Origin of the sequence: Pseudomonas sp. RGB, from assembly GCF_007713445.1 — a bacterium.
GTDB lineage: Bacteria > Pseudomonadota > Gammaproteobacteria > Pseudomonadales > Pseudomonadaceae > Aquipseudomonas.
Window position 1 is genome coordinate 61,824 of the sequence record NZ_VMSH01000003.1, and the last position, 14,180, is coordinate 76,003.

The 14,180-nt window shown below is 53.9% G+C and carries 9 protein-coding genes and 1 pseudogene; 5 read left to right on the plus strand and 5 right to left on the minus strand.

Annotated features, from left to right (window positions below):
* Nucleotides 1-126 precede the first annotated feature (126 nt).
* Nucleotides 127-699: an RNA polymerase sigma factor gene (locus tag FPT15_RS07375; protein ID WP_145159676.1), complete on the plus strand. Its 573-nt coding sequence runs from the start codon at nt 127-129 to the stop codon at nt 697-699.
* Nucleotides 696-1,289 (plus strand): hypothetical protein, encoded by a 594-nt coding sequence (locus tag FPT15_RS07380; protein WP_145159678.1) that lies wholly within the window; start codon nt 696-698, stop codon nt 1,287-1,289. Before FPT15_RS07375 ends, FPT15_RS07380 begins: the two co-directional genes overlap by 4 nt.
* A gap of 291 nt (nt 1,290-1,580) precedes the next feature.
* Here FPT15_RS07380 and FPT15_RS07385 read toward each other — a convergent pair whose 3' ends face one another.
* Nucleotides 1,581-1,832 carry a hypothetical protein gene (locus FPT15_RS07385; RefSeq protein ID WP_145159680.1) on the minus strand — a complete coding sequence of 84 codons (252 nt, stop codon included), beginning with the start codon at nt 1,830-1,832 and terminating at the stop codon, nt 1,581-1,583.
* Between the two features lie 1,309 nt (nt 1,833-3,141).
* Here FPT15_RS07385 and FPT15_RS07395 point away from each other — a divergent pair.
* From FPT15_RS07395 to FPT15_RS07405, 3 genes are all read left to right on the plus strand, one after another.
* Entirely contained in the window at nt 3,142-5,544 is a 2,403-nt protein-coding gene (locus FPT15_RS07395; protein ID WP_060765375.1) for an ATP-dependent endonuclease, read from the plus strand.
* Nucleotides 5,541-7,472 carry a UvrD-helicase domain-containing protein gene (locus FPT15_RS07400; RefSeq protein WP_145159682.1) on the plus strand — a complete coding sequence of 644 codons (1,932 nt, stop codon included), beginning with the start codon at nt 5,541-5,543 and terminating at the stop codon, nt 7,470-7,472. The genes FPT15_RS07395 and FPT15_RS07400 overlap by 4 nt, the downstream gene beginning before the upstream one ends.
* 890 nt (nt 7,473-8,362) lie before the next feature.
* The gene (locus FPT15_RS07405; protein ID WP_178119668.1) at nt 8,363-9,934 is read left to right on the plus strand and encodes an RNA-directed DNA polymerase; all 1,572 of its coding nucleotides are present in this window, start codon (nt 8,363-8,365) and stop codon (nt 9,932-9,934) included.
* A gap of 152 nt (nt 9,935-10,086) precedes the next feature.
* Here the strand turns inward: FPT15_RS07405 and FPT15_RS07410 are convergent, their stop codons facing one another.
* The 4 genes and pseudogenes from FPT15_RS07410 to FPT15_RS07425 form a co-directional block, all read right to left on the minus strand.
* Complete coding sequence (locus FPT15_RS07410; protein ID WP_145159687.1) at nt 10,087-11,259, minus strand: RelA/SpoT domain-containing protein; 1,173 nt, start codon at nt 11,257-11,259, stop codon at nt 10,087-10,089.
* 381 nt (nt 11,260-11,640) lie between these two features.
* Nucleotides 11,641-11,766: a hypothetical protein gene (locus FPT15_RS07415; protein WP_256676389.1), complete on the minus strand. Its 126-nt coding sequence runs from the start codon at nt 11,764-11,766 to the stop codon at nt 11,641-11,643.
* Between the two features lie 147 nt (nt 11,767-11,913).
* Nucleotides 11,914-12,756 (minus strand): chromosome segregation protein SMC, encoded by an 843-nt coding sequence (locus FPT15_RS07420; RefSeq protein ID WP_145159691.1) that lies wholly within the window; start codon nt 12,754-12,756, stop codon nt 11,914-11,916.
* A gap of 98 nt (nt 12,757-12,854) precedes the next feature.
* Nucleotides 12,855-14,166 (minus strand): annotated as a pseudogene (locus FPT15_RS07425) (DUF927 domain-containing protein); the annotation flags it as partial.
* Between the last annotated feature and the right edge of the window lie 14 nt (nt 14,167-14,180).

Consider the following 14,180-nt stretch of genomic DNA (forward strand, 5'->3'; position numbering starts at 1 on the left):
GGGAGCTGGCTTGCCTGCGATAGCATCACTGCGGTGTGACTGAAACACCGAAGCGTCTGCATCGCGGGCAAGCCCGGCTCCCACAGGTAATCTGCATTGATCCATCGAAAGGAGTTCGCCACCTACATGGCCGTACCCGATGATTCACCCAGCGACGAAGCGCTGCTGGCCCGCTACCGAGCCGGTGACGGCGCCGCGTTCGAGGTCTTGTACGCGCGCCATCGCCAAGGCTTGTACCGGTTTCTGGTGTCCCTGAGCAACAAGGTCGAACTGGCCGAAGAGGTGTACCAGGAAACCTGGCTCAGCCTGATCCGCAGCACCACTCAGCCACAAGGTCGGGCGAGCTTTCGGACGTGGTTGTTCCAGATTGCCCGCAACCGCCTGATCGATCACTGGCGCAAGCACGGTATCCACAACCCGCTGCACGACAGCTACGATGAGCAACTGCACGCCCAGCCCGACGACAGCGCCGGCCCCGAGCAGCAACTGAGCCTGAGCCGCGACCAGGCGCGCCTCGACGCAGCGTTGCAAGACTTGCCCGAAGACCAGCGCGAAGTCTTCCTGCTGCGCCTGCACGGCGACCTCGAAGTGCCGCAAATCGCCGCCCTCACCGGTGCCCCGCTGGAAACCGTCAAAAGCCGCCTGCGCTACGCCCAGCAGAAACTGCGCCGCCTGCTGGCCGAGGAGATACCCGCATGACCGACCCCCGACACACCCAGGACCCCGACGATGTGTTGCTCCAACACTTTCGTCAACACAGCACAGGCGAACCGCCTGCGTCCCTCGACGCCTTCATCCTCAACACCGCCCGCCGCGAAGCTCCAACGCCGCCGCCGAGCCTATGGCAGCGCTGGCTGAACGCCTGCCGCCAACCGCGCTGGCAGATGGCTTTCGCCACCGTCGCCGGCGTGGCGCTGATGATCGGCGTGGTAATGCGCTCACCCGTGCCGCAACCGGAGATCTCCACCGCGACCTTCTCCGCGCCTCATCAGGAAGCCGCGCGCCCACTTGTCCAAGCGTATTCGGCGCCGGCACCGGCGCCCATGGCCCGCATGGCTGCCGCACCGCCGGTTCAGGCTGAGGTGGCCGGCGCAATGGCGGATGAGCCGGCCGCGAAACTCAGCAAACGTGCGGTGGCGTTGCCATCATTGGAGGAGGGGTTGCAGCAGATCGTGGAGCTGCGCCGGGCTGGAGAAACCAAAGCGGCCGATGAACAGCTGCTGGCGCTGCATAAGCGCTTCCCCAAGGAGGACTTGCCGGCGCGGTTGGAGGCTTTGCAGAAGCGTTAATCGACACCCACAAAAAAGCCCCAGGTCTTTCGACCTGGGGCTTTTTCGTCTGTATCTGGTGCCCCGGCGTCGTTTGAACTGGGCGGTAAGATTCCCGTATTTATTGGGTTTCTTTGGTGGTTCGTCGGTTAGGCATACACGTGGGCATACAGGGCGCAGTGTGCTGACGCCGTTAACGCTCTTTGTGAAGGCTCCATCGAAGCTCCTCGTGACCTAGATCCCGATGAGTGACTCGCTGTCTTCAATGGCCTCTCCACGTTGAACCCTGTGGTCCTTTCGCCACCAACACAACTACCGTGCTTTCGCGGCCTTCAGTAATTGGGTGAAGGTATTAATTGCTAGGTGGATGTCATCTTGGGTATCTCCGTCCCACTCCTCAACCGTTTCTAACTCGGCTCGTAAGCTGACGATACGCTGTTCGATTTCTTCGATCTCAGCAGCACCGCATTGCTTAGCGATTGCCTGCCAACTGCCATCAGAGATTTTTTCGCCGAGAGCTAAGCCGGATCGGGCATTTACGATTAGGTTCTGGAGGTTACTCATCTGAGATCTCGGGTGGGTTGCAGAAAAAGGTACTGGGGACCCTGACGATATCCTGAGTACACGGGGCATGAAACCCGCGGGATCGAGTTAGTGGGAGGTGCTAGAAGTTACTGAAATTTCAATCGTTGAAATTGAAAGGATCTTAAAGAAAAAGGGCCATCGTTACAGCTTCGGTAAAGGTGGCTGTATCTGTTGCTGATAGCGAACACATGGGTGGCGTCAACCATGGTGATGGGTGTCAACCACGTCAACCTGTCAACCAACTTGAAAAATCCAGCCGCTAACACGAACGCGCGAGTTTCCTGCCCCGTACTTTCAAGAGTGTGCCAGGGTCCCCACTATCGAACCAAAGCTAAGAGCATGAACCACATCACGTCGCTGGAGGAGCAAGACTAATGGGGCTAGGGGGGCTCTAATAAAACCGTGTTACGGGTGTTACGCGTGTTACATTGTTAAATAAGTATATGATTTTAAAAGGTTATATGGCGTTACACGGCTGTGGGTGGTTTGTCGATATGCGTGTTACATGCTTAATAGGTGTTACATCAATGAATGCTTTGGGAGGCGCTGTTTGTGATGGTTACGGCGTGTGTCAGGCCGCTACCTGCCCAAAAGCAGACGCTCAAAAGCATCTCCGAAAGCAGGAACAATTCCGGGGGATATTCCTCTACGTACGCTACTTATATTGCGTAGGAGTTGGCTGAGCCGCGGTGCGGAGAGATTCCCTCAAGCTGGTGGGTTGCACGCATATCGATGCAGATCACATAGGAGGCTTGCAGGCGCTGTTCAACAGATTCAGAGGTAACTTAGGTTGCCCATGGGTTCCACGGCTCAATCGTTGGCCTCATTGACGAATTCCGCTGGCTTTGTCAGTACGCACCGTTTGGCGCTCCATCATCCAGTCCAATGCGGCCATGCCGTTGACCAATTGATCCCAGGCCGCCTAGCGAATGCGAAGCGATGGTACTTTTACTTGCCTCAAGGGAACCAGTTGAGTACATGTGCGAAATTGCACTCGATCTGAGCATCCGCTTGCATAGCTGCGCATCACTCACTTGCATTCGATCCAGTGATTCTAAGGACTGCGATCCGTGATGCATGTGTGTATAGGTAAGGTCGTCGCTATTTCGGCGAGGGTGTGCTGACTGGAGGTTTAGCATGGCGTGCGCTATATAAGTCTCATCTCGGCATCCGCACATAAATGCTGTTAGATTCAACAAGTGGGAAAAAGCGCGAACGCTCAAAGGAAAGCAGCCGGCCTGCGTGCTCAGCACTAAGTTGTCCCGGCCACACTTAGGAAGAGGTGATCATGAAGCTACAGGCATATCGGCTGCAGAACTATCGCCGACTGCGCGACGTCGTCATTGAGCTTGACGATGAGATTTCCATCTTCGTTGGCGCCAACAACAGCGGCAAGACGTCTGCCGTACAAGGCCTGTACTCGATGCTCCGTGGCGAAGCGAAGAAGTTCGAACTCTTCGACTTCAGCGCGGCCTTGTGGGCCGAGATCGACGCCATCGGCAGGACGCCTCCAGGCGATGAGGACGCGCCCAAGCAGTTGCCGTCCATTCTTTTGGATCTCTGGTTCCGGGTCGGTGAAGACGACCTCGCCACTGCAATGTCGCTTCTTCCGAGCACGGAGTGGGACGGTAAGTGCGTCGGGATCCGGGTGGCGTTCGAGCCTCAGGACGCCCATGCACTCGTCCGGAAGTTCCACGAACTGCATGAAAAGGCCAACAACGCTGCGAACGCACTGGTGGCCAGACGCAGTGTAGGCGCGGAGGCAGGTGCGGAAAATGCGGCGGCGGTGGTAGCGGATCCCGGCGAGTACAAGCCCTGGCCGGAAAGTCTGACGAAGTACCTCACCAAGGAGCTGAGCAAAGAATATACGTTCCGCTACTACGTGCTTGATGAGCGCGCATTTGTCGGCTATCAGCCAAAGGAAGTCGATTATGCGCCGCTGCCCCTAGGCAAGGAGCCGGGTGGCGCGGCGATTCTCAAGTCTCTGGTGAGGGTGGACTTCCTGCGCGCGCAGCGGCACCTCGATGACCCGGATGCTGGCAGCTCCGACCGCGCCGAGAGCTTGTCGCGGCGTCTGAGCCGTTTCTATCATCGCAATCTGGAGAAGCGTGGCGACGACCATGCAGCGCTCAAAGCGCTCGATACCTCGGAGAAAGAACTGAACTTCCACCTGAAGGAAGTCTTCAGCGACACTCTCAAGCGCCTCGCCAAACTCGGCTATCCAGGCGTCAACAACCCCGAGATCGTGATTCGGGCGGCCTTGGATCCGACCACCGTCCTGGGGCAGGATTCCAAGGTTCACTACGTGGTTCCTGGTGCGATCACCGCGCAACTGCCCGACAGCTACAACGGTCTGGGGTTCAAGAACCTAGTCTATATGGTGGTTGAACTCCTCGACCTGCACGAGCAGTGGAAAGCCGAGGAAGACAAGCGGGCGCCACTGCATCTGGTCTTCATCGAGGAGCCTGAGGCGCATCTGCACGCTCAGATCCAGCAGGTCTTTATCAGGAATGTTTTGCGCCTCCTTGAGGATGCCAACGATCACGCAACGTTTTTCCACACGCAGCTCGTTGTCACCACGCACTCCCCGCACATTCTCTATGAGCGCGGGTTCTCTCCCATCAGGTACTTTCGCCGTGTTAGCGACCAGTTGGACCATAACACCGAGGTAAGGAATCTTTCGCTCTTCAAGACGGGCGCGGCCGACGCTCCAGCGCGCGAATTCTTGCAGCGGTATCTGAAACTGACACACTGCGATCTCTTCTTTTCCGATGCTGTTATCCTGGTGGAGGGCAATGTCGAGCGCCTGCTCTTGCCAGCCATGATCGAGACGGCGGCCAAGCGCCTGCGTTCCTCCGCCCTAACCATCCTTGAAGTCGGTGGCGCGTTCGCGCATCGGTTCCAGGAATTGATTGCCTTCGTTGGACTTACTACGCTGGTCATCACGGATCTGGACAGCGTAGCGGTCAAGACGGATGCCGAGAATGCCGCCGAGCAAGACACAGGAGCCGGTGCCGTCGACGGAGATAACGAGGAAGACGACCTGAAGCCCTTCGAGCTCGAAGACGACGACGAAGCAGCACCGGGCGGCAAGAAGAAGTCCAAGAAGCGTGGCAGCACCTGCCATGCTCACGTGGAGGGTGCGTTCACGTCCAACCAAACCCTTATCAGTTGGATCCCTAAGAAGCGGTTGGTTGCCGAACTCTGGGAAGTCACGGCGGAGCAAAAAACGCTGTCGCTTGCCGAGGGGACCAGCGCTGAGGTTCGGGTGGCCTATCAAACCAAGGTTTTGGTGACGGTGGGCGCCACGACCTCGCAGCTCTGCGGCCGCACGCTTGAGGAGGCCTTCGGTCTTGAGAACTCCGACTGGTGTCAGGCTGAGGCTAACCGGGCGGTCGGACTCAAGCTGAAGCGCGCACCAAACAGCCCTGAAGAACTGGCTGAGAAGTTGCACGAAAGGGTGATCGGCAAGAACTTCGACAAGACTCGCTTTGCGCTGGAGGTCCTCGCAAGCGGGCCGCTCAACTGCTGGAAAGTCCCCACGTACATCGCCGAGGGCTTAGCCTGGCTCGAAACCAAAGTGGCCCACGAGATTGAGGCGGACGCGGCTATTGCCAACGAGGTCGCGACAATTGAGCCGACTGCAGCCGGTGTTGTCGCCGTTATTGCAGGCGCGGGGCAGACCACATGAGCAGACGAATTGATAGCCCAGACACCGACGCCGACCGCGAGATCCACGCGTGTATTACCGAGACCCCCCCGCAGCCGTTCGTGGTCCGCGCCGGCGCAGGTTCCGGCAAGACCACCTCCCTTATCAAGGCGCTGGACTGGGTGATCTCAGAGCACGGCGCCAGCATGCGGGCGAAGAAGCAGAAGGTCGCCTGCATCACATATACGGACCTCGCCGCCAAAGAAATCTTGGCGGATGTCAACGACGACCCGCTGGTTCATGTCTCGACCATCCACAGCTTCTACTGGTCTATTACCAAGACGTTTCAGGCGGACATTAAGGTTTGGCTACAGAACGACATCCGCAGGCGGATCACCGAACTGGAAGAAGAATTCAAGAACTACAGCTCGCGTGTCCGGCAGACTACACGCGACAGGAACAAGGCTGACCAAGAGCGTTATGCCCGAAGCCTGGAGGCTATTGCTGGCGTCAATACTTTCAACTACGGCGTGGGCAGTGACTACGCGAAGGGCGTCCTCGGCCACGAGGACATCCTTCAGCTCGCCGATTTCCTGCTGCAAAATCGCCCGCTGTTCCGACGGGTCGTAGCGCTGAACTTCCCGTTTGTGTTCATTGACGAGAGTCAGGACACGTTCCTGAGCGTAGTGAAGTCCTTCAAGGAAGTGGAAGCCCAGATGCGGCGCAAGTTCTGTCTCGGTTTTTTTGGCGACCCGATGCAGGCGATTTTCATGAGAGGGGCGGGGGACATCCCGCTTGAGGACCATTGGCGGGCCATCACGAAACCAGAGAATTTTCGCTGTGCCAAGCAGATCCTTGACGTTGCCAACGCCGTGCGTGCGCAGGGCGACGGCATGGAGCAAGTCCGCGGGCTGCACGAAAGGGTTGATGGAGGACTCAAGCCGGTGGAGGGCTCGGCCCGGATGTTCATCCTGCCGAACACGCTGAACCGAATTGAGGCCCTGGCGAGAGTCCGGGCGTGGAGTGCGGCGACGAACAACGACGAGGGTTGGACGACCCCAGACATCGCGCTCAAGATTCTTGTCATCGTGCACCGCATGGCCGCAAACCGGCTCGGCTTCGGTGGCATCTACTCGGCGCTGAACGATAAGACATCGGAGGGCATGAAGCAGGGGATGCAGGATGGCACCGGCTGGCCCGTTCGACCGTTCCTAAGTTTTGCGCTACCGATCGTTGCCGCCGTGAAGGCCGGCAACGAGTTCGCGGCGATGAACCTGCTCCGGAAGTTCAGCCCGCGTCTGGCGCCAGGGGCTCTTACCGGCCGACGTGCCGCGGCTGTATTGCGAGAACTGCACGCTGCTATGTCTAGACTTGTCGCCATGCTGGACGAGGCAGGGACCACCATTGGTGACATAGCACTCCATCTCTGTGACACGGGTCTTTTCGAGTTCGACGATCGCTATGCGCGTGTTCTCGGATTTGTCAGGGATGTTGCAGACGCTGCCCAGGAGCCCGAGGCTGCTGATGCAGTTCCGGCCGAAGGACTATCCTCAGATGCGGCAATGGCCAAGTTCTTCAAGTGCTCTGCACAAGAGCTTTGGCCCTATGAGCGCTATGTCTCAGAAGGGTCTCCCTATGCTACACAGCACGGTGTGAAGGGAGCGCAGTTCGAACGCGTCATGGTGGTGATGGACGAGGAAGAAAGCGACTACCGAACGTACAACTACGAACGTGTCTTCGCGAGCGCTGAGGCCCGTGCTGCAGATCGTGCACGAGCACAAGGCGGTGATGAAAACACTTGGAGCCGAACGCTGCGACTGCTTTACGTCTGCTGCACTCGCGCCCAGCGGGGGCTGGTACTAACGTTCTTTGTCGCCGATCCGACGACCACCTTGGAAAACGTCGTGGCGAGCGGGATCTTGCCGCGAAGCGCAGTCTTTACGCAGGAAGTGTTAGCTGGATGGCCATAGACGAACGATTGCCTGACCTATTTGAAGCAAGAGGCGAGCGGCAGGCTCCCGTGGTGGCAAGTGTTAGCTACCTGGTGGTAACTCTGAGTATGTGATCGACTGCAATTGGCCGATGCTATGCCGCTCAAAGGCGACCGCTTTCGGGCATGTCCGGACATTCGTGGCTGGCTAAAAGCGCCAGTTTGACTGGCTTCCGTTGCTGATCCCAGCCCTGAGAAATGGCGAGCGTATCGGAGTTGTGCCGAATCCGTCGCAGAGCCGCAGCTATCGCCTTTCATGTCGCAGAAAATTGAACACCTGCGACAGACTCACGCGACACCGCAAAGCTTTACCCCGCGGTGCTAGCGAATCGTCGCATAACTTAGGAGTACTGCGACAGTTCTGCGTAATATGAGCGCAGCTAGCGGCCACAAGTTGGAATATACAATGAAAGATGGCGTGACCTAGTTGGGTTGGATCTCTAGCTGACGCATAAACATACCATCCTTAGTTCGGGTTCTACGTTCTCAAACTCCTAATAGGACCACTTAGGAGATCCTATGGGTAAATCAGTATGCGCTCGTTCGCATGGTTTCTGCAAAACTTAACAACTTCGAATTTTGCCAAAAGAAGTCGAGTCTTGTTACCTTTCCCTTAGCAGTTTTCGGCTTTAGTCTGGCGGTCCTTTCATTGCTAGGTTCTGGCAACCAAGTATGGAATTAGAATATGGCAAATGAGCCCTGTATCAAAAAACAAAAGGTGGCTTTTTGATCGCTCTCCAGGCATATAATTTATAGGCCAAAAGCTGTCGCTACCAAAGCGATCTGATCAAAATCATGGCAGGTACTGTCAGGGGGGCGTCAGTTCAGCTATGGAGCCCATTTGATTTCTTGGAAGGGAAAGGATGCGAAATGTTTAACCTGACGGATGTAGAGCTCGATAACGCCAGAGAGGCGATTGATCACCATGGTTTCAGCACTATGTTGCCGACACCTCCTGAGTGGGAAATTGTTAAAAATAATTGGCTTTCAATACGTGCGACTTTAGAGAAAATAGATCTCGATAACTATGAGCCCTTTAAGTTAACAAAAGTATTTGCTCCGAAAAATCGTGCAAATATACGCGTAGTGCATCTTCTTCATCCGCAAGACTTGATTATCTATACTGCTCTAGTTATGGTCGCTAAAAATGATATTGAGCAAAGTCGTATAGGTGTAAAGTCGAAAAAAGTATTCTCATATCGAGTCGATTCAAATAATGATTCAGTGCTTTACGAGGTAAAAAGTTCTCACGAAAATTATCGTAAGCAGTTAGAGGCTAAATCAGATGCACTCTCTGTAAAGTATGTCGCTATGGCCGATATAGCCGATTTTTTTCCTAGGATTTATCAGCACAGGTTAGAGAACGTTATTGAGAGTGTTGCTACTTCTCAAAGAGTTAGAGATGTTGCGCGGGTTTTAATCAAGAAGTTAGTCAGCAATCTTATGGGAAGAAATAGTTATGGAATACCTGTTGGTCCCTATGCATCTAGGGTTCTGGCGGAAGCGCTTTTGATCGATGTTGACTCAACTCTTCAAAGCAAAAATGTAAATTTCGTTAGGTGGGTTGACGACTACAATATATTTTGTTCCTCAGAATATGAAGCGCAGTCGGTACTATTTCATCTCGGAGAGTGGCTTTATACCAATCACGGTCTAACACTACAAACAGCTAAGACTAAGATTTTACCAGTAGCCAGATATAAGAAGGAAATACTTCTTAAGCATGACGCAGTACTCACTGATCGGGACTCGGCTGTGAATATATTAAGAGACTTCCGGTTTGGCTATGAAGATGCTGCTGATGAGGAAGAACCGAGTGAAGAAGAAATTCAGGTAATTTTAGAGTTTTTTCATGGTATTGACTTGCAGGCTATGCTGGAAAAGTCTTTAAGCGATACCACTCTTGTTGATTATGAAGCTGTCGTCTATGTTTTAACAAAAATCCCTAGGATTCCCGGGCTCAATGATGATCTTAAACGTCAAGTCCTTGAATTGGTTATCGATAACGCCGAATTGCTATACCCGGTAGCGGAGCAAATATCGAAATACGTATTATCATTTGATAATTTGTCCGCGAGAGAAAGAAAAGGCATCGCAAAGAAGCTTTTAAAACCCCTGAAGAGCAAGAGAAATCCGCCGCCACCATATTATGCAATGTGGGTTTTGCATATTTTCGCTTCCTCGCCGCTTTGGAATCACTCCGAAGAAATATTCCAACTATATTCCGAAACAACGTCGGAAATCATAAAGCGGTTGGCAGCGCTAGTTGTTTTTACATCAGGGACTCGGGCTCACGCGCTTGCAATTAAAGATGATTACACCAATGCATCTCCACTTCTGAAAATGGCTATATTGTATGCGAGTAAACAGCTTGGTATAGATGAGAGAAAACACTGGAAGCTCTCTAATGGAGTGAGTGGTGCAATTGAAAAGTTAATATGATTGATGCAGATTGGTTGGGCTGGCTCAAGGTGTTAGATTTTCTTGCACCTTGAGCAATTTATTTTGCCAAAAACCTCTGAAAGCAGTTTAAATTTTCATAAGGCTTGAAGGAGTTTAGTTTTCAGGTTAGAAGGGTTTTCTGCAAATATTTGCTAGTTTTCATCATCTGGTTTTTTCTTTCGATCTGTTTTTTTCACGTTTGAGAGTTTTTCGATTGATGCCGGATGAGAAAAGATATTTGCAGCGTTAAATATTGAGTTAAGTGACTCAATATTTTCTATGGCTTTAGATGAGTTAAAGGAGCTTCCTAATATAGATATTGCCTGTGATGCGATGTCATTACCCGCGAAATTGCGTGCTATTTCACTGCTTCGCTTAATATTTTCAAACCAATCGTTTGAAAATATACCAGCGCGCGATTCAGCTGCTTCTGCAGCGGATCTCATTCGAGAGAGTTCCTCTTTCAACTTTGCAACCGCGCTCTGGGATAGTGCATGTTGTTCTGTTTTTTGCTCCAGTTCGGCGACGAGTGCATCCATTGCCTCTAAAGATTTTCTTTTCTCATCATGAGCAGCCGCCAATTCCAATTGGGTAGAAGTTGAGGCTTGAGCTAACCCTTGCACGAAGCTGCCCATTTCATCTGCTTGTCCAGCTAGTCTATTAAATATTGCTAAAAAAATATTGACCATTTTGTCTGAATTAAAGTTTGGATATCTTATTCGATGATCTATTTCACTCCAGCCCTCTTCAAATATTGTTCGAACTTGTACCTCTGCATAAACTTGGCGTTTTTGAGGTTGTGCTTGAATAATGTAATGTACCGAGCGATATCCTGCGGGGTGCTCGCGATGCTCAAACCGATCTTTGGGAAAAGTATCTTCGGGATCTGTATCTCCCTTTCGGGTGTAAACCAATGGCTGTTCTGTGTCAATTAATTGTTGGTGCTCGCGTATGGCGGTATCAATATCTAGGGCTTCATTTTTAAAAAGGTGTAAGGCCCTTATGCCGATCAGGTCAGTAATAATTGAATAGTAGTTGTGAACGTTAATTGCCAGATACTTGTCTGCATTTGCGGCGCGCTTTCTTACGATCTTTTCTAGCATATGTTCAGAGTCTTTGATACGCCATCGAACAGAGTGCACCCCATCATACTGTTGTACTACTCTTGCAAGCATGGCCGCGTACTCTCGTAACTGCGGGCCGTAGCGTTGGTAATCTAGGCCTATTGCTATAAGACTTTCCCATTCAATAGACGCTTCCTTCCAAGTATCTTGACTAATACGATTCCGGAGAAGAAAGCTTTCCAAGGTTAAATCATCGATCATATCGAATCCTTTTGTAATCGAGTTGAAATGCGTAGGTCGCGCAGTGCCATCTCAAATCAAACCATAAGGCACCGTACTGTTGATTGGGTAAAGTCGTGCAATATGATATTGATGTCAATGCTTGAATCGAGTTGCTCGTTGCTCTGAATATATAGGTGGTAGAGAAGCTCTGGTAAATCTATACCATCGGGCGGCTCAGACGCGAACGACGTCACCCTGAATCGCCCCTGATCTCCTAGTGCCTCATGGTATCTTTTGGCCGAAAACATTCATATGCCCACAGCCGCCACAGACCGAAAGCCGAAAGCCGAAAAATCTTAAGCCTTGTTTGTAATGGGAGGATCAAGCGAAGCGGAAACTTCCTAAGCTTCCGCTTTTTCATCATCCGCTTTTTCTTTTGAGTTGAAGGTTAATGAAATCAAGCTCTGCCTTGATTACATCAATCGTGAGCGTCTCAACTTTAGTGTCAGTGTTTGCCGTTGCGGTGAGTTTTTTCAGGCCAGCCATACCGACAATTATCCCGTTCAAATGCAGCTTTCGGGACTTTAGGTAATCCGGCAACTGAGCACTGTTCTGTAGTGTTTTGTTCATTGTTAGACCGATGGTAGGCCCGAATCAACCGGCCCTCGCCGGTTGCTTCGGGGAAGGTTTGAGTTAGGCCGCCAACAGGTCAAGCAGGCTGTGTTGGTGTGAGCGAGCCGCTAGTTCTCGCCAGGTCCAGCTTCCAAAGTGCTTGCCCAGTTCAGGGATATCCAGCTTCATCAGTGCAACCGGGTCACGACTAATCAGGTTGCGTGCGGCCCACAGCTTGCCGCCGGTCTCCAGCAGTGTTTTGGCGGCCTCATTCCACTGTTCTTCCAGCACAGTGTTCGCCAGGTGAGCCGCTTTATTCTCGATCTCGGTGCGTTCCTTTTGTGCCTCTGTGATATGCAGATCAATCGTCACCAGCTCCTGCTCCAGTGCGGTGATGAGCAGTTGTTGGCGGCGGTGATGCTCAGCCGCAGCCGTGAGGTTTTTTGCTGCCTTTTGAGCTTCTGCGTTAGCCGCTTTTTCGCCCTCTACATCGCCCCAGGCGACAGCCTGTGCATAAGCGGTGGCCGCGTCCGTTTCAGCTTGTCGAGCTTTTGCCATGTCTTCCTGATCGCTCTGGCGGACCTGCTGCAACCGGGTCTCGATGCTGCTGCGCTTTTCGTTGAGTTCCATCTCGTCGGCTTTCCAGTTCGCCATATCGCTGAGATATCCCGCAGCCAAGCTCTCACGGTTTGCCAATCTCTCAAGGCGAAGAATCTTTTGATTCAGGTTGCTGATCTCCAGATTTCGCGAGTCGATACGTTTTTTGTGATCGTTGATTTCATCCTGCACGGCTCGTTGACGGCCCTGCTGGATAACCTCCGGGCTTTCCAGCGCCTCTTCGAAGGGAGCTAGGTCACCCTGAATGCTCTCCACTTCGAGGGCCAGTTGGTCGCGGCGGTCTTTCAATTCTTGGATAGTGTTCATCTGTATTGTCTCTGGGTACTGCGGTTAATAGGGATGGTTGTCGAATGGCTGGCAAGGCCGGTAATGAGCCGGCGCTACCTCGATCAGCAGGCTCTCCGTCAGGCGGCCTTGGCCTCGCCTTCGTCCGTTCCTGGAGCGGTCTTCACCACGTAGCAGCGCTGGGGCCCTAACCCTGGCAGACGGATCAAGCTGTAGGCCTTGCCGTCACTACCCGGCTCAAGCACGCCGCGTTGCAGCAACTCCTTGTTCACCGCACTGATGTTCATGCCTTTGAAGATCTCGGTCCTCCAGGCTTCAGGCAGTACGTAATAGGTGTTGGTGGTGTGCAGGGCGTCGCCCATGCCGTGTTCCATCGTCTTGCGAAAGCCCAACCGATCAATCGTGCGCGGTCCGTGCTCATCGAGCTTGGCGGCGGCGGATTCCCAGCGGGTAAAGCGGCTTTCTCCAAACCGCTCGATGACCTGGCGCAGCCGCGCCAAGATCGCATCGCCCTCGAAGTTTCCGGCGCCGCCGCGTTCGGCCAGCCACGCATGCAGACACACCCGAGCGGCGGTCGTGGCTGTGCCATCCGGCCAGCCGGTAACACCAAAGGCGGTAGCCAACTCTCCGGCGGCGGCGGCGAGGCCGAAGCGAAGGGCGGCACGCTGCGCCTGACCACTGGCCGAGGCTGGTAGGTTTTGGGTGATGAACTGTTCCACCGTGCGGCGCACGATCACTGTCCACCTGAGCATTTCCCCAGGCGCGCACAGTGCGTGCAGGAAAGCGGTGAGGGGCGTGCCGTAATATTTGGCTACTCGGGCCTTGAGCGCATCGGAGAGGGCGGCAGCGTCCTCAGAACCATTCAGCACATCGAACATGCCGGGGCCTTTGCTGGCATCCGCAGGCACGGAGAGCATGCGCACCTCCATACCGGCTTTCAGCTCCTTGTTTGCATCCGCCATGTGCTGCGCCAATGTCTTCTCACCGGTCGAGAGAAACAGCAAGCGCCACTCCTGCACCTGTCGGCCCGCTTGTCCTCGATCATTCGCTCGGGCCTTACCGGTGCCGTTGCCGAGCATGTAGACCGTCTCGCCAATAATGCGCGGGTCGCACATGCCGATTTCATCCAGCACCAGGAGACCGTCTGAGTGTGCTGCGGCGATGGACTCTAGGGCGTTATCCGTGGAGCGCCACGAGCGCACCACAAGCGGCCCGCCATAGACCGAGGCGGCGACTTGCAAGTGTGTGGTCTTGCCGCCGGAGCTGTCGCCTTCGAGGTGGAAGCCGCCCGACTCATGTCCGAGCAGGTTCAGCATCGGACCTGCAAAGGCTACGGAGACGACAAACGCCAAGCGATGGTTACCAACGCACAGTGCGCCGAGTTGCTGCTGCCATTGCTGCAGAGCGCGTTTCGCTGATGGGTGTGAGCTGCTCACAGTCTTGCC